Here is a 19,875-nt window from a genome sequence, read left to right on the forward strand (position 1 = left end):
GCTATTTTTAAAATCTGCCATGGTATCGTAATCACGTTGAAAAAAGAATTGAAAATGAGTACATAAGGAATTAAGAACAAAAAACCTATTACATGGAAAATAAGAAACGGTACCACAAGATATGGGAAGAATAAAAGGAGTAAAAGCAGCATAAGTAAAAAAGGCATAAAAATCAACCTGCCTTTGTGGTGGAAGTATTGCTTTTATTATATCAAACAATTTTATTTTGTGATATGCTTGTAGAGTATCGTGATTAAATGTCACTATGAAGAACGAGGTGCGTTAATACTGTTTTGATTCCACTATAATCTGTCTTCTGTGGATACCTTTAGTTTTGATTTTAGTAGCGAGTTCACTTAGAGAGAGGTTTTTATTGCGAATGTAAGCCTCTTTTTCTTCTTTAATTAGATCCTGTTCGCTATATTTCTTTACTATAGGGATTTCGTAGTTAGAGTCTACTACCTCTAATAACCAACCATTTATTTTGAGTAAACTAACTAGCTCAGCCTTAAGTCTGTCAAAGTCAGTGTCTTTTATAACTGGAGCCACAACTGGCGAGAAAACAGATTGGCTCAGATTAAAATAATAGTTCCTACCACCTCTTCCTTTCTCAAGTAATTGATCCGAAATAATATCTCGAATTTGGTAAACCCTAAATATAACTAAATAACCTTCTTTTAAAACGTCAAAGTATTTACATGGAGCCTCTGGATGCCATATCGAAAAAAAGCCTTCTTCATACAGTTTCTTAAACAATTCTGGGATAATTCGAACTTTTAGCTGACAATCAACATAAGCAATAAAGTTTAACGAGAAATTCTTACTCGATATAATGTTTAGATAATTGACTCCAATTTCAGATAATCTATAATCAGGCCCTGACCGTTTGGCATAAAGAAGAAAGGGCCCGGTTCTATTTTCGGGAATAGGCGATTTCTTGCACAAAATAATCTGGTGAGAGTGTTTGAAAGGTATTTTGCCATATGACATAGCAAATACATTAATTTTTTCATCTCTTAGAGCAAACTGTATTTCCAAAGTAAAACCTCCCCATTTTCGAACGATTTCACCTAACATTGGATTAGCGAACTCGTTAAGTTCGTTAGAACACCCATCCCCCCTAACTTTTCCGCTTTCTGACGCCAGCAAGTCCTGGGTGAATACTGCTCCAGTATTTATCACCTAATAGTAACTTTGTCGCAAATTCCTCTGCCCACCGCTCATTTCATTCTTTGTTCCCCACTAATTATGTTATAAGTCCACACCCTCACCAGATCCACCGGCACACAGGAGTTGTAGGCGTACTATTTCAAACTTGCGACATCACCGATAGCATAGATGACCTGGCCACCACGAAAGATATCGGGGGTGAATACCAGTTCTAAACCAGTAGCATCTTTGGACACTTCCCAGGCTATTTCGCCGCGAAGTTTTCTGCTAGGGCCAATCTCCCCGTCAAGAGAACTTTTGATATCTGTCAGGAATGCTTGATTTAATTCGTATCCTTCTGAGTCATACAGGGAGAACTGCATCATTGATGATAAATTTATAGTTTCATCACCCAAATTTTCTACGGTAATGTCAGGAATTACATATATATGGCCTTCCTTTGCTTTATCCCACTCTCCGCCGGTAGAAGTACGTACACTATTGACTGTAATAGCTACATTGCCTATCGTAACTTTGTCTCCGATGGAGTAAATCTTGGCTTTTTCCTGTTGGCCTGTTGCTTCTGACGATTGTTCCGAGCCCTCTGCGGAAGGTTCATTTCCTACCATAGAAAAAGCTTTAGCAATATTACCAGTTACAGCATTAAGCAAATCGTCATTATCTTGACTGATCTTCCAAGTTCCATTAGCTTTGACCAAATTTATTTTTACTTGAGAAGTAGTCATTGGAGCATTGGGGTCGGAAATGCTGTTTTCCAAGTATTGTTCTAACATTTTATCTACAGCTTCTTGCGAAGTACTTTCTGAAAACGCTGCTGCAAAAGCCATAGGCAGCATTTCTTGAATGGCCTTCCCGACTATTCTGAGTAGGTCCGGCGAAGTAATTTTGGCGTTTACTACAGCGGTATCACCGTCAACTGAATAGTCCCCGACTTCATAAGTAATACGGGACAATATTAGTTTGGCTGTTTTTTCGGCTTCCTCATTTTCGAAATAATTTTCTACCAGGTTCTTATCAGAAACGACAAATGTTTTTGCCGTTTCAATATCGCCATCCTGCAGAGCTTTCAAGAAGTCATTTGTCACCTGTTTAGGTGTTGGGCCAGCCGAACAGCCGGCTATTACCACTAACACACCCACCAAAAGGACCGATAAGTATTTTTTTAAAAGGTTCACTTTCAACACCCTTTCATTCTGTTTGTAATTGGAATTCACGCTGCTTATGAACGCCTGTTAGCCGTATTTATCCCGTACGCTCTCCGTACTGTACCATCCCCCTTCCTCGGCTACATGTTCAAATGACTTCAGCTGAATATTGAAAAGCTCACGCCTTTTACCTTAATGCCTGTCATCATGAAATAAGCGTTCAGAAACATTAGTTTCCGGTGAATGTCTTAAATTGTTCTTTCGAGTGTTATATTCAATTCGTACAAGTATTTTCAAAAATTCTGCGTAAGAATAAATTGCCGCCCAAACTACCACTCCGACTATAATCACCAACAAGAACCGGAGAAACGGGTCTAAATTCTCTACTAACATTGCTACCCCGATCATTGAGATGGCGCTCACAACAACACTCATGATAGTAAAAATTGTTATAATGATGTGAATCGCCGGATAGTCTCCCACTTTTATACCCCCTCACTCCGGCCCCCACACACCATCAAATCATAAATCGGTGGAAGCTCACCTATTGGAATTCTTTTGATCTTTTCCCTCTGCCGTTCCAGGACCAACTTTGCCCGTTTCGCCGATACCCTGGCTTGCATGTAGGCGATGACGAGGCCGGGTTTTTTGGGTTTTGTGGTGTTATGCCTCCCCTTTTCAACGTGACCGGATACCATGGAAGATCCTCCCCGGGCTGGCATTTGTGTCAACTCCCTTAATTTAAGGCCATAAACCTAATTAAATAATGAAATAGAATCAGTTTCTATTGTTAAGATAAGATATTTGAATTCTTCGGCTTTTGCAGGAGTGACTACCAGTGTTACTTTGTTCCATGAGCCAGGCTTGAGCTCGTCAACAAACTTTTTTTCAAATGAGTTAGGTTTACTATCAAATGCGGTCAACCCTTCGTCCATTTTTTCAAAGCTAGAAAACAAAGTTTTTGCCCAATAACCTTTTAGAGTAAAACCGTTATAAGTGGCATAGGAAGGATTTCCGATACTTAAAAACACTTTAAAGCCATCTAGATATGGCACGACATCCAACACTGAAACTAAAAAGGTTCCAGTTTCAGAATCTAGTCTGACATAACCGCCTGGTGTTGTCCCAATAATTGCAATTCTATGTCGGTATTTTTGATTGAACTTTAAGTCTAAAATGTCTTGTTCAGCTTGACTTAACCTGTCATTTATCTGCCGAATATCATTTATTTTAGTCTGCATTGAGGAAGATCTGATCTTTTAAATTTTCGTTTTGTTTAGAAATCTTGCTAAGATTCATTAGGCTAATAACACTTATTGCGATAGCTATTAACGCAACAAGTGACACTAAAAGAAGCTGCCATGACTTTTCCTTTTTTTGTTCAACAAAAACATCGGTTTCTTTATTTAAAGAAAGGGTTTCTTCTGTAACTGCAACTCCCGTTTCTTCTAGTGTCGCAAGTTGTTTGCTAAATTCACTACAGAACTTACCATCGCTTTCAGTCCCACATTCTGGGCGCTTCATGAAAATCCCCTTTCTCTAAACATGTTTTTTATAAAACACACGGCGCTTTCCCCATAGGCAGGCTTGTCCTCTCCCGGGAGCATCTCCGGCGCAAATTGATTGGCCTGCCGCTCGTATTTACCACGGGTGCCGTGCTGTTTAACAAGGTATTGACGGCCATTTTGATGAACCTCCAAGCTGCTTACATTTTACACCACCTCTTTTGTCTAAGATTGTCTAAGTTTGTCGAAACCCCATAAGAAAGCGAAAACTACTACCGGTTGTTGTTGGTAGTAATTCTGTTTGGCAAGTATAAAATGCTGAATTCGGCAATTAAAAAATACATAGTTCGTTTGCCATCACGCTCAAAGATATGTTTTTTAAATCAGAACATCAGTTCGCTAATTTAGATTCTTAGTTCTGTTTAGCTTGTTTCATCCGGGATAGCCGACAGTGCCTTCTGCAAACGATAACTTTCACCTTCAAAAGCCAGTATGTGGGCACGTTAAACAAAAGCTCCGCTCCGTCACGGTGTAGGGGTACAAATCCCAGTTCGTCAATGATGAGAAGATCCGCCTTTTTTAGGGCGTCCATTGCCTTCCCCAGACGCCCTTGACGGTGGCTTTCCAGCAAGAAGTTCACAAGATCAAGGCAACGGTAAAAGCGGACTGTCTTTCCTTCTGTACAGGCCCTGATTCCCAGAGCAATAGCCAAATGAGTTACCGTTGCAATAGGTAGATCAGCAGTGTATACAAAAACTTTTAAAGGTTGGTTTTGGCAATAGCATAGCTAGCCCGACCTAGGTCGAGTTTTTGAGAAAAGAATATTTCGGATTGGGACGGTATCTATATGGCCTTTATCACTCCCATATGTCGAAATAGCTTGTTCTCATCGTAGGCTTCACGACGGCGCATGCATACGTACATAACCGTTACTAGTTTTGAAGCTACATGCCCCAAGGCCACTTTGGGGGGGTTCGGCATAGGGTTGCCGGCCAGAAGGCGCTGATAATAGTGCTTGAAAGGGTTGTTTCCAGTGCGTTCACCAATTAGCTGCATGGCCATCAGGTAAAGCTCTCTGGCAGATAAAGATAAAGCGCCTGACCTTGTTCCATTTTGGTAACAAGACTGTTAGTTCTACTCTGTGTGCCGGGTAACATCGTAGGTAACTGGCGTTACACGCATATACGCCTACAGCCGACAAATGGCTTGGGATATATCTGGTTGCCAAGAAGGTTTTAGGTTCTGTTGGCTGCAGTGAAACTATTTACTTGTCGATTTCCGGTTTAAAAAAATTCTTAAAAAGAAGGAATTTTTTTATGTAAGTAGAATAAATTAACAACAAAGGGGATAAAGTTACTCCACTTACTCCAGAAGGGAATGAGATTGTGCAGCTATCACGCCAGGGAGATTATGCTATTCGGACTGTTTTAGAATTAGCAAAAGTCTATCCGGAAACATTAGCCATAAAACATATTGCTACCAAACAAGATATTCCGCTGCCTTTTTTAAAAAAAATAATTCAATCATTAGCCAAAAGCGGGCTGGTGGAAACTATCCGGGGTGCTCAAGGCGGCGTTAAATTATGGTCACCTCCGGAAAAAATTACATTGCGGCATATTATTGAAGCTATAGACGGCCCTATAACCATTAACCGCTGCCTCATGGGGGAAAACGTCTGCTTTCGCCAGCCTACCTGCGCTGTACATCGGGCCTTGGCCCAAGCCAAACAGAGTTTTCTCACCGAACTGGAAAAGCACAGCGTGGGATCGCTCCTGGCAGCGGAAGCTAAAGCAAGAAATCAAAAAACAAAATCACAAAGGTAATTAAGTTTTGCTCAAAAGGGGACAAAGTGGGTCTACTTTATCCCAAAAGGAGGTGTTTACTTATAAAAAAACGACACAGTCTTGTGAGCAAATGAATTTTTAGATTGGTTAATAAAAGGAGGTTTGCTCTATGGGTGATGCTGTTCTGCTCTCTAAAATACAGTTTGCAGTATCGGTAGGTTTTCATTATTTGTTTCCACCGTTGACTATTGGTATGGCCTGGATCATATTTTTCATGCAATCAATGTATTTAAAAACTAAAAATGAGCAATATGACCGCATGGCTTATTTCTGGATAAAAATTTTCGCCATCAGCTTTGTAATCGGTGTAGCCAGCGGAGTGGTGATGGAATTCCAATTCGGCACCAACTGGTCCGAATATTCCCGGTTTGTGGGAGATGTTTTTGGTGCACCTCTAGCAGCAGAAGGCGTATTTGCTTTCTTCCTGGAATCGGTTTTTGTCGGAGTATTGATTTGGGGCAAAGATAGAGTTTCACAAAAACTTTACTGGGTCTCTTCGTTAATGGTTGCCATCGGTTCCACATTATCAGCTTTCTGGATTATTGTAGCTAATTCCTGGATGCAGACTCCCGCCGGGTACCATGTAGTAAATGGTAGAGCAGAGTTAACCAACTTTTTTGCGGCTGTATTCAACCCTTCCACGGTGCCAAGATATCTACATGTAATAGATGGAGCTCTCATAACCGGTTCTTTCTTCATAATGGGTATTTCTGCTTATCTGCTGCTCAAAGAACGGGAAATAACCTTTGCCAAAAAATCATTAAAAATTGCCCTTACAGTGGCAGTAGTTGCTTCTTTACTTCAGCTGCCCCTGGGGCATTTCCACGCCGTACAGGTAGCGGAAACTCAACCTGTCAAACTGGCAGCTTATGAAGGGCTTTTTGATACTACCGCGGGAGCACCCCTATCTCTATTTGGCATACCTAATGCCGAAGCGGAAACAACATATTTATCTGTCAATATTCCCAAAATGTTAAGTTTTTTAGTTGCCGGAGATACCTCAGCTACCATTAAGGGGTTAAAAGAATTTCCCAGGGAAGAATGGCCGCCTCTGGGCATTACGTTCCAGTCCTATCACCTGATGGTACTGCTAGGAATATATTTCCTGGCCATAACGGTTTTCGGTATTTTCCTGCTATCCCGCAAGAAGTTATACAATAACAAGACATTCCTTAAGGTATTAATGTATTCTATTCCGCTGCCCTTTTTAACCAACGAGCTCGGGTGGATTGCAGCGGAAGTTGGGCGCCAGCCCTGGATAGTATATAACGTAATGAAAACCAACGAGGCCGCATCCATTGTGGTGCCAGGTATTCAAGTTTTGCTATCCTTAGTCGTTCTGAGTTTAATCTATGCCATTTTGTTTAGCATCTGGATTTTCCTTTTGAAAAGAAAACTGCATGTGGGCGTAGATGAACCAGTTATCAGCGGTAAGCAAGAGGAGGTGACGTCATAATGTCATTGGCCGTACTGCAGACAATATGGTTTTTACTGGTAGCAGTGCTTATTCTGGGTTATGCTATATTAGCGGGGTTTGACCTGGGCGTAGGAAACCTGCATTTATTGTCCAACCAAAAGGAAAGAGAACAAAACTTCTACAATATCGCTCCGTTTTGGGACAGCAACCAGGTGTGGCTCCTCACCGGAGGCGGTGCCCTATTTGCGGCCTTTCCCCACGTTTATGCAACGGCATTTAGCGGCTTTTACCCGGCTTTAATGCTGTTACTGCTAGCCATGATTGTTCGGGCTGCAGCTATTGAATTCCAGCATTTGCTCCCCGAACCGGAATGGAAAGCAAAGTGGGACTGGGGATTTGGGATAGGTAGTATTGTAGCTTCTACTCTATTTGGGGTTGCCATGGGCAATGTCCTGCGGGGACTGCCCCTGGACTCGACGCACAATTTTACGGGAAGCTTCTTTGGTTTATTAAACCCTTATTCCCTGGTTGTAGGATTGCTGGCATTGACCATGTTCACCTTACACGGCGCCTCATTCCTGGTGGCTCGCAGCCAAGGTGACCTGATAAACAAAGCTAAAAGGTGGGGCAGCACTACGTGGAAATTCTTTGCCGTCCTTTTCACAACCGTTACAATTTGGAGCTACTTGGCTGTACCTCGATTATTTGAAAATTTCTTTGAGTTACCCATTTTATGGGTACTGCCCTTTTTAGTAATAGCCGCCATAGCATACTATCCCAAGGCCCTTGAAAATGAAAATCGCTGGATGCCGCTGTTAGTATCAACAATTAACATTGCGGGATTAATCGGTATAGTAGGCGCCAGCCTATTTCCCAATATGATACCGGCTGTACCAAATCCAGCAAATAGCTTAACCATATATAATGCTTCCTCCACCAAACTGACACTAACTACCATGCTAATAATTGCATTACTGGGAGTTCCACTAGTAATCGCTTACACAACCTACGTCTACCGCAAGTTAATGAAAGATTACTCCCAGACAGGTAAATTACACAAAAAAGCAAATATGGGCTTTTAGTTCTCCTACATATCCCCATAATGCCTCTCTTCACCGAGGATATGCCCGGAAACCCACTCCGGGCATATCCTTATTTTTGTGCGCCCGGCATGGGCGTTAACTTGGTGGTGAAAGTCCGCTGCAGGCGAGGCAGCACGAGTCTGCTAGCCAAGGGCAAGGGTGTCCATCGCGAGGTGGAATCCGAAGGAAGCCGGCGGCAAAACCACGGCCCGACGTACAGGAACCATATTTGAGGCTAGCGGCAGTTGGATGAGCTTGCATAACAAAGCGAAATCCTTGCCATCGAAGGCTACCGGGAGTAAATGTGGCGGGTAGATGGATGGAAAGACAACGCTCTTACCCGGGGAGGCCTGCCGGATAAGCCAGGTAGAGCTGGCAACCCGTGTCGAGCCCTGTGCCGCCTCCAGGAAGCGTTTCCGTTGCTCGTCGGTGAATGGACTCATGAATTTGAGATAGCAAATTTATATAAAAAGGCTTGTCGTCTATATTAACAAAAATCTATACTACAAAATTAACCTCCAGCAGACAAAAACTTCAAACGAAATGCTTTCACTATTTCATTGCAACGATCTTTGTCAGCACGAAAAATTAATTGAGTAGCTGGTATTTTAATAGTACCAAATTTCCGATATTGCTCTTCTCCAACCTCAACTTCCCAATCTGAACCCCAAAATTTTCCTTGTTCATTATAAGAATCGCTAATAGATGTAAAGTATTCTATCAGATACTTCCTTGGTATACCGCTTTCAATCTTTATCTCTACTATCTTTGGCATTTGTTTTTCACCTTATTTCTAAAATAGTGAATCAAAAGGAGCAGGAACAACTGGTAAGAGTTCAAACGGCATTGTATTCAGCCAATAATCTTTCAAAAATGACAGGGACCGGCAATATCTCTTTTATCTTAAAAACGTTTTTCCCCGCAAAGACGATTCCGTCGTTAACCAGTCCTCCGCGGGAATTGGTGAGAGCTTTCAAGATACAGTAATCCTTGGAACATTCTTTTAGGCAGCTCATGCATCGCTGAGGTTTTGGAGCCTGCCCCTGCTGTATTAATTCTACGAAAGGGTTTTTGATCGCTCTTGCCGGCAACCCGACCGGGCTCTTAATTATTACCGTATCTTCTTGTGCTGCCCGCAGATACATTTGTTTAAACTCCTTCGCCACTGAACATTCTTCACTTAACACAAATCTGGTGGCCATTTGAACGCCGCTTGCACCCAATTTTACCATGTCGGCCATATCTTGACCATTGACTATTCCCCCTGCGGCGATTACAGGTATTTTTACTACTTTTTTTATTTCCGGTACGATTTCTCTTACCGATCTATCAGTTCCCAGGTGTCCCCCGGCCTCAACACCTTCAGCCACCACTGCTGCTGCTCCGTACTTTTCAGCAATGTAGGCTGCCTTGGCCGACGATACTATAGATACAACGGGTATACCGGCTTCTTTACCCCAGCGGAAAACATCCCGGGAAAAACCTGCTCCCGTAAAAATAACGTCAACACCTTCATTTATTGCCGTGCGAACCAATTCGGCAAATTGCCGGGCGGCGTACATAATATTTACGCCAATGATACCTCCGGCGGCCAGCGACCGGGCTTTGCGGATTTCTTCCTTGAGCCTCTCCAGCGACATTCCGGTAGCTCCAATTACACCAATACCGCCGGTTTTTGCTACTGCACCGGCCAGTGAAGCAGTGGAAACAAGTACGGCCATACCGCCTTGAATAATGGGGAATTTTGGAATCAAATTACCAATACGCAATTTAGGTAATTTCAACTATCTACCCTCCCAACTAGAAGTCTTGGTTTAATGAACAGGTCAAGCAATTAATTTCTTGTAAAAAAGCCCATTCTTTGAGGTTTTATAAACTTCAACAAAAGAAGCCATTAATCCTTTATTATGTTTATTAATTTTTTTGTTTTTTATAATTTGGGTGCAAACCTGATAATTACTGGAACTGGGAGGTGCCAAATCCTTACTCGGCCTTTTCAATTTTATCCTGGCAAACAAATCTGCTGGCCGATTTGTAGCCGGTCAGGATCGATGCCTGGATTAAGCTCTATTAACCGCTGCACGGTGGTACCTACCTGCTGCGCGATACTCTGCAGGGTGTCACCGGCACTGACTACCCAGTATATTCCTGAAGGGCACGGTGGTGAACCAGGAATACATATTAACTGTCCGATCCTTAAATTTCTGGGATCAAGACCTGGATTCAATCGCAATATGGCTTCAACCGTGCTGTTGATCTGCCGTGCTATTTTATACAGAGTGTCCCCATGCCGAATCTTCCAGTATCGTCCGCTAGGACAAGGCGGCCGTTGATTATTTACCACAGTTACACCTCCTGCCTAGTTTACCTATATCCATGCTATGCGTTTTAAACGTTAAATGCCAGTATATCGCCTGCAAAATAATATCTGACTAAATATTTCAAAAATTAAATAAAAAATCTGCAATTTTGGGAGGATTTTTTAAATATATATAGAATATAAAATCCGAACAAAATCATAAGGTTTGAGGCAGCAGGTGCCCCTGAGGGGGAGAATAGGGAAGTCCGGGTAGAATCATGTCTACATGATTCTATAAACGGCGCGGTCCCGCCACTGTAGTCGGGAGAGTTTCCTCGGGTTACCACTGGGGTATTACCCTGGGAAGGTGAGAGGAAAACAATGACCCGTGAGCCAGGAGACCTGCCTGTTTGCCGACAGCCGCTTGAGGATGATGGTAAAGTCCTCAACCTTCGGGTTGAGGACTATTTTTTTTAAAAACCAAAGGAGGGATGTTAATGTCGCTATTAATGAGTGCCCGGAAGGGGATAGTCACGCCTGAAATGGAACAGGTTGCCGACCAGGAAGGGGTGAGTGCGGAAATTATAGGACAGGGAGTTGCCGAGGGTAAAATTGTTATACTCCGTAATCTTCAGCGCCCTAATGTTGTTCCGGTAGGGATAGGTAACGGGTTGCGTACTAAGGTAAGTGCAAGCGTAGGCCTTTACGGAAATCAAGCTGATATTGGGGTTGAAGTCAAAAAAATTAAGGCGGCTGTTGAAGCGGGAACCGATGCCATTATGGAGTTGAGCGTAAGCGGGGACATTGATGCCATGCGCAGGGAGGCCCTTGCTACAACTTCGACGCCGGTAGGAACTCTCCCACTATATCAGGCCATGGCCGAAGCAAGTGTAAAATATGGTTCCTCTACCGAGATGAAAGTTGAAGAACTCTTCGAAGTTATTGAGCGCCAAGCTGCCGATGGGGTTGATTTTTTGGCCCTTCACTGTGGTACTACCATGAGCGTGGTGGAACGGGCCCGAAAGGACGGTAGAATTGATCCTCTGGTAAGTTACGGAGGTTCCCATCTCATAGGGTGGATGTTGCATAATCAGAGAGAAAACCCGCTTTATGAGCACTACGACAGGGTGCTCGAGATTGCCCGCAAGTACGATGTTACGGTTAGCCTTGCCGATGGGATGAGGCCGGGGTGTCTTGCAGATTCTCTGGACGGCCCCCAGGTGGAGGAATTGGTGATCTTGGGAGAACTCGTGAGACGGGCTAGAGAAGCAGGTGTTCAGATAATGGTCAAAGGGCCGGGCCATGTACCTCTCAACCAGCTGAAGGCAACGATCACTTTGCAAAAAAGTCTTTGTAAGGGGGCTCCGTACTTTGTTTTCGGTCCCGTTGTAACCGACATAGCTGCTGGTTACGACCATATAAGCGCTGCCATTGGGGGTGCGATAAGTGCCTGGGCAGGAGCTGAGTTTCTATGCTACGTAACACCAGCCGAACATCTTGGCCTTCCCGATATAAACCAGGTGCGAGAGGGGGTGATCGCTGCTCGTATTGCCGCCCATGCTGCGGATCTGGCTAGAGGACTACCGGGAGCAGAAAATTGGGATTTGGAAATTTCGCGGGCCAGGAAAAATATGGACTGGAAAAAGCAAATCGCCCTGGCCGTTGACCCGGCACGGGCCGGGCAGGTGAGGAAAGAAAGAAGCGATGATTTTGAGTCCGAATGTACAATGTGTGGAAAATACTGTGCCATGGAGGTAGTATCCCAGTACCTGGGTGCTGCCAAGCATAATTGTTAAGAGAAGGGGTGAAAATCAATGACTCAAGTTTTGGCCGCACGGGCAGGTGAAATTACGCCGGAGATGGAACTGGTTGCCGCCCAAGAACAGGTGGATGTTGAGTACATCCGGGAGGGAGTGGCCGCCGGGAGAATCGTTATTCCCAAAAACGTTAAACGGAAGCAATTTAAACCTTGCGGTATCGGACAGGGGTTGCGGGTTAAGGTAAATGCCCTTTTCGGCACTTCCAGCGACCGGGATCAGATTGAGATGGAGGCACGTAAGCTGGCGATTGCCGAAGCGGCAGGATGTGATGCGGTGATGGATTTGAGCACCGGTGGAGATATCGACGGGATGAGACGATTGACCCTGGAAAGAGCTAACGTGCCCGTAGGTACGGTCCCGATCTACCAGGCGGCAATCGAAGCCATTGAAAAACGAGGCAGTATTGTAGCCATGACTGCTGATGACATGTTTGAAATGGTCGAAAAACAGGCGGCAGAGGGCGTGGACTTTATGGCCATTCATAGCGCCCTAAATTTCGATGTCCTGAAACGCCTGCAGGCAACGGGCAGGGTTACCGATATCGTAAGCCGGGGAGGAGCTTTTCTGACCGGCTGGATGCTTCATAACCAAAAGGAAAATCCTCTTTACGAACAGTTTGATCGATTGTTGGCCATCCTGAAGGAATATGATGTTACCCTTAGCCTCGGTGACGCTATCCGTCCCGGATCTACCGCGGATTCCTTGGACGGAGCTCAGCTTCAGGGTATGATCGTTGCCGGCGAGTTAGTGGCCAGAGCCCAGGCCGCCGGAGTACAGGTTATGGTGGAAGGACCGGGACATGTTCCCCTGCACCATGTAGAAGCAACCATGTTGTTACAAAAGCGTTTATGCCATGGCGCACCCTACTTTATTCTGGGGACCCTGGCCACTGATGTGGCTCCCGGTTACGACCACATTACCTCAGCTATTGGCGGAGCTATCGCCGGTGCGGTTGGTGCCGATTTCTTGTGCTATGTAACACCGGCCGAGCATTTGGGGCTACCGACGGAAGAAGATGTAAAAGAAGGGGTTATTGCTGCCCGGATTGCCGCTCACGCTGCCGATCTTGCCCGGGGGAACAGGAAAGCGTGGGAAAGAGACTTGCAGATGGCACGGGCCCGGGTGGCGCTTGACTGGGACAGGCAGATTGAACTTTCAATAGATCCGGAAAAAGTAAAAGCAAATATAAAAGAAAATGGAGTAGGGGAACACCAATGCGCTGTTTGCGGGCCTGGGTGTGCCGCGCAGGTGGCAGCCAAGTATTTTGGTATTGCCTGAAAGGAGCGGTAAAATCTTGGAATTCTTGCTGGCGCTACAGTTTTTGACCCGGGTACCGGTAACCATTCGCAGTCCTGTAGAAACTAGAAATCTTGGCCGCGCTGCGGCTTACTTTCCGCTAATTGGACTGCTTATAGGAATTTTCTCGGCCGTACTGTATACTTTGTTAACTCCTTTTTTAACAACTCCGGTAAGTGATTTAATGGTTATTGTGTTCCAGATTGTGGTAACGGGCAACATGCATATAGACGGCTTAATGGATGCCGCGGACGGTCTTTTCAGTGGAAAGCCCCGCGAAAAGGTCCTGGAAATCATGAAGGACAGTCGGGTGGGGGCCCATGGAGTGACGGCCGGGTGTTTGGTACTGCTGGCCAAGTTTGTACTTTGGGGACAGATCCCTGCGGCGGTTAAGGGGGAGGCATTAGTCCTAGTCCCCGTTTTAGGCCGGTGGGCTCAAGTATATGCTGCCACTTTCTATCCATATGTCGGCAAGGGTTCCGGTGCTGGTTCTTATGCCAATTATTTGGGAAACCGGGAAATAGTTTTGGCGTCGTTATTTACCTTGGGTACCATTATGTTTTTATTGGGTCTGAAAGGCAGCCTTTTAGCAGGGGCTGTTCTCTCAGGTACAGCTATCCTTGGATTGTACGTGTCCAAAAGAATTGGAGGCATTACGGGAGATATTTTAGGTGCTTTGAATGAGTGTGTTGAGGTATTGGGATTGCTTATCTTACAATTCCTCGGCTAGTTATAAACAATTTATAAATGAGAAGAGGTGGTAGGATGAAACTTAAAGCTGTAATCGAAGGTATTGAGCCGGTTAGCCAGGAATGGCGGTTGAAGGCAAGGGATTATCTGAACAATCTGGCCATTCCCCAAGGAAGCCTGGGGCAACTTCTGGATCTTGCGGAACAGTTGGCCGCCATCAAGCAGACTTTAAAGCCTTCTATCCAAAGAAAAGTAGTGGTCACCATGGCTGGAGATCATGGAGTGGTGGAAGAGGGAGTGAGTGCCTTTCCCCAAGAAGTGACTCCCCAGATGGTGTTTAATTTTGTAGCCGGTGGGGCGGCCATCAATGCCCTTGCCGAGGTGGCGGGCGCACAGGTGATTGTAGTAGATATGGGGGTTGCCGCCGACTTAAGTGAGCTGGTTGAAGAGAGAAAGATTCTTTCCTACAAGGTGGATTACGGAACTCGCAACATGACTCGAGGTCCGGCTATGACGCGGGAACAGGCGGAACAGGCCCTGACGGCAGGAATTGAAATTGTGGAAAAGCTGGTTCAGACGGGGCTTGACCTGTTGGCTACCGGAGATATGGGTATCGGCAACACTACACCGAGTAGTGCCGTCTTGGCGGCCCTGTCCGGGCTTCCCGTTAAAGACGTAACCGGTAGGGGAACGGGTATCAGTGACGAAGCTCTGGAAAACAAAATTCGGGTTATTGAGAGGGCTTTGGAAGTGAACAAGCCTGACCCTAGGGACCCGGTAGATGTGCTGGCCAAGGTAGGTGGATTTGAAATCGGAGGAATTGCGGGGCTTATTCTAGGAGCGGCCTACTATAAAGTACCGGTGGTGGTAGATGGTTTCATCTCCTCGGCAGGGGCCCTTCTGGCCAAAGCCCTGGCTCCCGACTCGGTGGATTATATGATTGCCGGGCACCGTTCTATGGAGTACGGGCACCGGTTCATGCTGGAAGAGTTGGGGCTGAAGCCTCTCTTAGACTTGAACCTTCGCCTGGGAGAGGGAACCGGAGCTGTTCTGGCTATGAACATCGTAGAAGCTGCCGCCCAGGTGATAAACCAGGTGCTTACCTTTGAAGATGCCGGGGTATCGAGGAATATCTCCGGAGGGTCTGATGCATGAAAATCCCGCCCTACTTAAACCGCGATCCTCAGGAGGTTGGACCCCAGTACCTAGAGGACCTAGCCACGGGCTACTGGTTCTCAGAGGTGCTGTTTACAGCGGTGGAAACGGGGATTTTCACCCTCCTTGATTCTGGAGGCAAGAATATTGATGAGATTGCTGAAGCGTTAAACTTGAGCCGCCGGGGAGTGGAGCGTTTTTTACATGCCCTTTGTGCTTTAGGGTTGGTTATTCGTGATGGTTCGTTATATTTCAATACCAAAATTTCTCGGAAATATCTTGTGAAAGGGAAGGAAGATTACCTGGGAGATTCCATATTGTGGAGGAAGTATCTCCATTCTTACTGGCAAGACCTGAAGAAATGCCTTCGGATGGGCGGGAGGGTGAATTTCGCCCCGGCTCAGGAGGAACCGGAACGGCTGAGGGAGCGCATTCGAAAATATATTCGCGCCATGGACTGCGTGGCTAAAACCAAGGTAGAGGAAATTATTCCTTTATTTGAAAGTTGTTTTGTGAAGGGGGAGATTCTGGACGTCGGAGCGGGTTCCGGTGCCATAACAGCAGGTTTTCTGGAGCGTTATCCTTTGACGAGGGCCGTTCTTATGGATCTTCCTGAGGTTTTAGATTATACAAGGGAATTAATGCGGGAAAGGGGATTTGGGGAAAGAGTAGCTTATTGCCCGGCTAACATACTGGAGGCCTGGCCGGTAGGTAAAGAGCGGTTTAACTTGGTTATACTTTCCAATATAGTACATGCTTATGCGGAAAAGGAGATTCAGTTTGTTCTAGAGAGGGCTTCGGAAACGCTTAAACCGGAAGGATTTTTACTGATTCATGATTTCTTTATAGAACACTATCCCGAAAAAGCTGCCCTCTTTGACCTTAATATGTTTATTAATACTTATAACGGCAAGGTCTTTTCGGAAAAATGGGTCCGGGAGGAACTCCACCGTCAGAGCCTTTATGTAACCGAGCTTATTCCCCTGGGTACAGATACCGCCTTAATGATTGCCGCCAAAGATAAAAGAAATTTAGAAAATCTCTGCCTGGATGCGAAATCTCGTTTAGTAGCCAGAATTAAAGCCCTGGGTTTTCGAAAGGTATGTCCCGTTCCCGTAGAGACTATTCATGTTCCTGATTGGGCGGATGTGCGCTGTCGGTTTGGGTGCGAGCAATACGGAAAACCTCATTGTCCTCCTAACAGCCCTTCCCCACAAAAGACGAGAAAACTGTTGAAGGACTACACTCAGGCCTTGCTCCTGGAGGGAGAGCCGCCTACCAGGAACTTTCAATACCGGGTCTTACAGGCGGAAAAAGAGGCCTTTCAGGCGGGGTATTATAAAGCTTTTGCCTACTGGGCCGGCCCCTGCTCCCTTTGTGTTTCCTGCCCTCCGGAGGGGAAATGCCGCAGGACCCGAGAGGCCAGGCCTTCAATGGAAGGAGCGGGTATTGATGTGTTTGAAACGATCAAACGGGCGGGACTTTCGCTGAGGACACTTAAAGACCGGGATGATTTTATCAAATACTTTGCTTTATTGCTATTGGAGTGATTAGCATGCGGGTGTTGTTGGTACAAACTCCTTCGGTAGAAGGACCTTCTTCGGAAAAGGTATATCCGATCGGTATTGTTTCTCTGGCCACCCATATTCAGGATAAAGGCTATGAGGTTAGTCTTCTGGATATGAACGTGGAAAAGGATCCTTTCGGGGCACTAAAGGAGAGAATTTTGAGTTTCCGCCCGGATGTAGTTGGTTTGTCCCTTCGAAATATCGACCCCCTGGCCAATAAGACCAGTTCGCTGATACCGCCTTTCGTTGCTGCCGTTCGCCTGATTGCCGCCCTTTTGCCTCGAGTATGGATTATTGTAGGAGGCACCGGATTTTCTCTTTTCCCCGAAAGGTTGATGCGAGAGCTTCCGGAGATTCATTATGGAATTGTGGGTGAGGCAGAAATCTCTTTCCCGGCTCTGCTTTCCTCTTTAGAAAATCCACCTTTACTTAAAGGGCTTTGCTTCCGGGAAGGAAATAAAGTGCGAGTCATACCGCCTGCTACCGACTACGATATGAACCGATACGTTCCCCCTGCCAGGCGGTTTCTGAATCCATCCCTTTACCGGGACATTAACAATTACATTCCCTCTATCGGGATTGAGACCAAACGGGGTTGTCCTTTCGCATGCGCTTATTGTGTCTACCCGAAACTGCAGGGAAAGAAGTTGCGCTGCCGCCTCCCGGGAGAGGTGGTGGATGAGATGGAGGTCCTGCATAAAGAGTACGGGATTGAAAGATTTCACTTTACCGACCCCGTCCTCAATATTCCTCCTGGACATCTAGAGGCAATCTGTCAGGAATTGCTCCGGAGGGGATTAAGGGTCCGGTGGAGCGGCTTTTTGCGAGAGGATCATCTCGATGAAAATAACCTAGCCCTATTTGAGAGGGCAGGATGTGAATGTTTCTTCTTCTCGGCCGACGGGCTTTGCCAGGAGGCTCTTGATGTTTTAGAAAAAAATCTTACGGAGGCGGATATTTTAAAAGCAGCAGGCCTTGCGGCTCGAAGTGACGTAATAAGCGTATATCATTTTATGGTGAATGTGCCTGGGGAGACGGAAAAGACCTGTGAAAAAGGGATGCGTCTTCTCGAACAGATCTATGATTTACATAGTAAGAAAAAAAATTTAGGAACTGTAGTTCTGAATAATATTCGCATTTTACCGGGAACGCCTATGGAAAAGATGGCCAGACGGCAAGGGGTCATAGGTCCTGAAACTGATCTTCTTTACCCTGTCTATTACAATCCAAAGCCTTTTGATACGTTTAGGTACCGTTTGGAAACCCTTCATTTTTGCAGGAATGTGTTTATGTGGCAGGAGGTGAAAGGAAAATGAAAATTCTTTTGCTGGAGCATCCCCGGGATCCTTGCCCGGAACGATGTAACGATGTTGCTAATACCCCCCTGTCCTCAAGTCTTCTTACCGGTTATGTAGCCGGAATGTTAGAAAGCAGGGGGCATGAAGTGGAGATTGTGGAGGGATATCTGGAGGGGCTTTCCTACGAAGAAATCAGGCAAAGAATTAGGGCTGTGGAGCCGGACCTTATGGGAGTCCACTTAGTTTACCACTGGAAGATTGATTATGAACTCTTTACTTTTCTAGAACAGTTAAAGCGGGAAGAGTTTCTCCCCTATATAACCGTTTACGGATTCTATCCTACCTTTGCCTTTGAAGAGATACTACAAGCCTGTCCGGTGATTGATTCAGTTATCCTTGGAGAGCCGGAGTTAACCTTTGCCGAACTAGCGGAGGTACTGTCAGGGCGGTGTAATTCAATAGATATTGCGGGGCTTGCCCAGAGAGACAAGTATGGCCGGATCCGTTATACCCGTCGGAAACCGGTAGAGGATCTCGATCTGCTCCCTTTTCCGGTGCGAACCGAGGCCATGTTCGGCCTTCCTGAAGTAAACATTCAGGGAAGTCGAGGATGTTACGGACGCTGTACTTTTTGCTACATCAATCCCTTTTACGGTCAGAGATCTCGGTGGCGTGGAAGAAGTCCCGAAAATATAGTAGCGGAGATAGATAAGATTATTTCTGAACGAGGAAGAAAGGAATTCTACTTCACCGATCCCAACTTTTTCGGTCCCGGCCAAAAGGGACAAAAAAGAGCCCTTCACCTGGCTTCGCTGTTAAAACAACGTAACGTGCAATTTGGCATCGAGGCCCGTGTCAATGATATCCACGATGAGACTATCGGAGCGTTGGTGGAGGCAGGTCTCCGCTACCTCCTGATTGGCCTCGAAAGCGGAAGAGACCATTCCCTGAAACGGATGAATAAAATGACCACTGTGGCCCAAAATGAAAGGGCGCTCAGGATTCTGCGCCGACACGGCATCGAACCGAATATCGGATTTATCATGTTTGAACCGGATTCCTCTTTAAAAGATATACGGGCTAACTTTGAGTTTCTCCGCCGAAACGACCTTTTAAAAAATCTTCCTGTAACGGCTAACGTGCTTTACCACCACCAGATAATTTTGAAAGGAACGCCGGCTTACCAAAGACTTCAGAAGGAAGGACGTTTAAAAACATTGCCCGCGTCAACTTATGAAGGTATGGCTGCTTTTGCCGACCCGCAGGTAGCTGTTTTAGCCGATATCATGAGGCAAATTACCAATTTTCTTTTCCGACGTATGGGAAGCATCTGGAGTGGGAGAGAGGAGGAACCTAGGAATGCCCGGGAAAGATATGCCAGGTTAAACCGACTGCTGGTAGAATGGTTTGAGACTGTTTTGCATGCGTTGGAAATCGGGGAGAAATTTTCGGACGAAGAAAAGGAGGCTTTTGTGGGAAAAGCAAAAAAAGCGATAAATGATATCTTATATTTTGATTCTAAAACTCGTTGCTCCAAACAAAGATAATGCTTGCATTCAACCGGGTAGTTTCCTGGAGTGAGAAAG

At 45.6% G+C, this 19,875-nt stretch carries 21 protein-coding genes and 1 riboswitch; of the genes, 10 read left to right on the top strand and 11 right to left on the bottom strand.

Annotation, left to right across the window (positions count from 1 at the left end):
* Window positions 1-282 precede the first annotated feature (282 nt).
* The 8 genes from KKC1_RS01585 to KKC1_RS01625 form a co-directional block, all read right to left on the bottom strand.
* On the bottom strand, window positions 283-1,038 hold the full coding sequence (locus tag KKC1_RS01585) for a hypothetical protein (RefSeq protein ID WP_143288651.1): 756 nt from the start codon (window positions 1,036-1,038) through the stop codon (window positions 283-285).
* Between the two features lie 266 nt (window positions 1,039-1,304).
* Window positions 1,305-2,345, bottom strand: coding sequence for a DUF4352 domain-containing protein (locus KKC1_RS01590; RefSeq protein ID WP_192868021.1), 1,041 nt, complete (start codon window positions 2,343-2,345; stop codon window positions 1,305-1,307).
* A gap of 162 nt (window positions 2,346-2,507) precedes the next feature.
* Complete coding sequence (locus KKC1_RS01595) at window positions 2,508-2,798, bottom strand: hypothetical protein (protein WP_088552770.1); 291 nt, start codon at window positions 2,796-2,798, stop codon at window positions 2,508-2,510.
* A 2-nt stretch (window positions 2,799-2,800) separates the two neighbouring features.
* Complete coding sequence (locus tag KKC1_RS01600) at window positions 2,801-3,013, bottom strand: hypothetical protein (RefSeq protein WP_088552771.1); 213 nt, start codon at window positions 3,011-3,013, stop codon at window positions 2,801-2,803.
* Between the two features lie 57 nt (window positions 3,014-3,070).
* On the bottom strand, window positions 3,071-3,556 hold the full coding sequence (locus KKC1_RS01605) for a DUF3251 domain-containing protein (protein WP_088552772.1): 486 nt from the start codon (window positions 3,554-3,556) through the stop codon (window positions 3,071-3,073).
* Window positions 3,546-3,839 (bottom strand): hypothetical protein, encoded by a 294-nt coding sequence (locus KKC1_RS01610; RefSeq protein ID WP_088552773.1) that lies wholly within the window; start codon window positions 3,837-3,839, stop codon window positions 3,546-3,548. Before KKC1_RS01610 ends, KKC1_RS01605 begins: the two co-directional genes overlap by 11 nt.
* Before the next feature lie 393 nt (window positions 3,840-4,232).
* Window positions 4,233-4,532: an ATP-binding protein gene (locus tag KKC1_RS01620; RefSeq protein ID WP_202819910.1), complete on the bottom strand. Its 300-nt coding sequence runs from the start codon at window positions 4,530-4,532 to the stop codon at window positions 4,233-4,235.
* Between the two features lie 131 nt (window positions 4,533-4,663).
* On the bottom strand, window positions 4,664-4,882 hold the full coding sequence (locus KKC1_RS01625) for a hypothetical protein (protein WP_192868022.1): 219 nt from the start codon (window positions 4,880-4,882) through the stop codon (window positions 4,664-4,666).
* A gap of 323 nt (window positions 4,883-5,205) precedes the next feature.
* Between KKC1_RS01625 and KKC1_RS01630 the strand changes: the two genes are divergently transcribed.
* The 3 genes from KKC1_RS01630 to cydB all read left to right on the top strand — a co-directional run bounded on the left by KKC1_RS01630 (window position 5,206) and on the right by cydB (window position 8,163).
* A complete protein-coding gene (locus KKC1_RS01630) occupies window positions 5,206-5,643 on the top strand; it encodes an RrF2 family transcriptional regulator (RefSeq protein WP_192868023.1) in 438 nt (145 codons plus the stop codon).
* Between the two features lie 130 nt (window positions 5,644-5,773).
* Window positions 5,774-7,120 (top strand): cytochrome ubiquinol oxidase subunit I, encoded by a 1,347-nt coding sequence (locus KKC1_RS01635; RefSeq protein WP_088552776.1) that lies wholly within the window; start codon window positions 5,774-5,776, stop codon window positions 7,118-7,120.
* Window positions 7,120-8,163, top strand: coding sequence for a cytochrome d ubiquinol oxidase subunit II (gene cydB / locus KKC1_RS01640; RefSeq protein WP_202819911.1), 1,044 nt, complete (start codon window positions 7,120-7,122; stop codon window positions 8,161-8,163). The genes KKC1_RS01635 and cydB overlap by 1 nt, the downstream gene beginning before the upstream one ends.
* A 511-nt stretch (window positions 8,164-8,674) precedes the next feature.
* Here cydB and KKC1_RS01650 read toward each other — a convergent pair.
* From KKC1_RS01650 to KKC1_RS01665, 3 genes are all read right to left on the bottom strand, one after another.
* Complete coding sequence (locus KKC1_RS01650) at window positions 8,675-8,938, bottom strand: MoaD-like domain-containing protein (protein WP_088552777.1); 264 nt, start codon at window positions 8,936-8,938, stop codon at window positions 8,675-8,677.
* A 61-nt stretch (window positions 8,939-8,999) separates the two neighbouring features.
* A complete protein-coding gene (locus KKC1_RS01655; RefSeq protein WP_088552778.1) occupies window positions 9,000-9,947 on the bottom strand; it encodes an NAD(P)H-dependent flavin oxidoreductase in 948 nt (315 codons plus the stop codon).
* A 218-nt stretch (window positions 9,948-10,165) separates the two neighbouring features.
* Window positions 10,166-10,507 carry a LysM peptidoglycan-binding domain-containing protein gene (locus tag KKC1_RS01665; protein WP_088552780.1) on the bottom strand — a complete coding sequence of 114 codons (342 nt, stop codon included), beginning with the start codon at window positions 10,505-10,507 and terminating at the stop codon, window positions 10,166-10,168.
* Between the two features lie 174 nt (window positions 10,508-10,681).
* Window positions 10,682-10,886: riboswitch (cobalamin riboswitch) on the top strand.
* A gap of 73 nt (window positions 10,887-10,959) precedes the next feature.
* Between KKC1_RS01665 and thiC the strand changes: the two genes are divergently transcribed.
* The 7 genes from thiC to KKC1_RS01700 are packed head-to-tail and all read left to right on the top strand — an operon-like array spanning window position 10,960 to window position 19,836.
* A complete protein-coding gene (thiC, locus tag KKC1_RS01670) occupies window positions 10,960-12,258 on the top strand; it encodes a phosphomethylpyrimidine synthase ThiC (protein WP_088552781.1) in 1,299 nt (432 codons plus the stop codon).
* An 18-nt stretch (window positions 12,259-12,276) separates the two neighbouring features.
* Window positions 12,277-13,560, top strand: coding sequence for a B12 lower ligand biosynthesis ThiC-like protein BzaB (gene bzaB, locus KKC1_RS01675; protein ID WP_088552782.1), 1,284 nt, complete (start codon window positions 12,277-12,279; stop codon window positions 13,558-13,560).
* Window positions 13,561-13,576: 16 nt separating this feature from the next.
* Window positions 13,577-14,308: an adenosylcobinamide-GDP ribazoletransferase gene (gene cobS / locus KKC1_RS01680; RefSeq protein ID WP_088552845.1), complete on the top strand. Its 732-nt coding sequence runs from the start codon at window positions 13,577-13,579 to the stop codon at window positions 14,306-14,308.
* A gap of 35 nt (window positions 14,309-14,343) precedes the next feature.
* Entirely contained in the window at window positions 14,344-15,423 is a 1,080-nt protein-coding gene (cobT, locus tag KKC1_RS01685; RefSeq protein ID WP_088552783.1) for a nicotinate-nucleotide--dimethylbenzimidazole phosphoribosyltransferase, read from the top strand.
* Window positions 15,420-16,973 carry a DUF2284 domain-containing protein gene (locus KKC1_RS01690; protein WP_088552784.1) on the top strand — a complete coding sequence of 518 codons (1,554 nt, stop codon included), beginning with the start codon at window positions 15,420-15,422 and terminating at the stop codon, window positions 16,971-16,973. The genes cobT and KKC1_RS01690 overlap by 4 nt, the downstream gene beginning before the upstream one ends.
* 5 nt (window positions 16,974-16,978) lie before the next feature.
* Window positions 16,979-18,307 carry a B12 lower ligand biosynthesis radical SAM protein BzaD gene (gene bzaD / locus KKC1_RS01695; protein ID WP_088552785.1) on the top strand — a complete coding sequence of 443 codons (1,329 nt, stop codon included), beginning with the start codon at window positions 16,979-16,981 and terminating at the stop codon, window positions 18,305-18,307.
* Window positions 18,304-19,836 carry a B12-binding domain-containing radical SAM protein gene (locus tag KKC1_RS01700; protein WP_088552786.1) on the top strand — a complete coding sequence of 511 codons (1,533 nt, stop codon included), beginning with the start codon at window positions 18,304-18,306 and terminating at the stop codon, window positions 19,834-19,836. Before bzaD ends, KKC1_RS01700 begins: the two co-directional genes overlap by 4 nt.
* Window positions 19,837-19,875 lie beyond the last annotated feature (39 nt).

Source organism: Calderihabitans maritimus (genome assembly GCF_002207765.1).
GTDB lineage: Bacteria > Bacillota > KKC1 > Calderihabitantales > Calderihabitantaceae > Calderihabitans > Calderihabitans maritimus.

Coding starts and splice junctions, on each gene's coding strand:
- KKC1_RS01650 (WP_088552777.1), bottom strand. CDS start 8,938: ATGCCAAAGATAGTAGAGATAAAGATTGAAAGCGGTATACCAAGGAAG.
- KKC1_RS01635 (WP_088552776.1), top strand. CDS start 5,774: ATGGGTGATGCTGTTCTGCTCTCTAAAATACAGTTTGCAGTATCGGTA.
- KKC1_RS01690 (WP_088552784.1), top strand. CDS start 15,420: ATGAAAATCCCGCCCTACTTAAACCGCGATCCTCAGGAGGTTGGACCC.
- bzaD (WP_088552785.1), top strand. CDS start 16,979: ATGCGGGTGTTGTTGGTACAAACTCCTTCGGTAGAAGGACCTTCTTCG.
- KKC1_RS01610 (WP_088552773.1), bottom strand. CDS start 3,839: ATGAAGCGCCCAGAATGTGGGACTGAAAGCGATGGTAAGTTCTGTAGT.
- cobT (WP_088552783.1), top strand. CDS start 14,344: ATGAAACTTAAAGCTGTAATCGAAGGTATTGAGCCGGTTAGCCAGGAA.
- bzaB (WP_088552782.1), top strand. CDS start 12,277: ATGACTCAAGTTTTGGCCGCACGGGCAGGTGAAATTACGCCGGAGATG.
- KKC1_RS01700 (WP_088552786.1), top strand. CDS start 18,304: ATGAAAATTCTTTTGCTGGAGCATCCCCGGGATCCTTGCCCGGAACGA.
- KKC1_RS01600 (WP_088552771.1), bottom strand. CDS start 3,013: ATGGTATCCGGTCACGTTGAAAAGGGGAGGCATAACACCACAAAACCC.
- KKC1_RS01625 (WP_192868022.1), bottom strand. CDS start 4,882: ATGGCCATGCAGCTAATTGGTGAACGCACTGGAAACAACCCTTTCAAG.
- cydB (WP_202819911.1), top strand. CDS start 7,120: ATGTCATTGGCCGTACTGCAGACAATATGGTTTTTACTGGTAGCAGTG.
- thiC (WP_088552781.1), top strand. CDS start 10,960: ATGTCGCTATTAATGAGTGCCCGGAAGGGGATAGTCACGCCTGAAATG.
- KKC1_RS01605 (WP_088552772.1), bottom strand. CDS start 3,556: ATGCAGACTAAAATAAATGATATTCGGCAGATAAATGACAGGTTAAGT.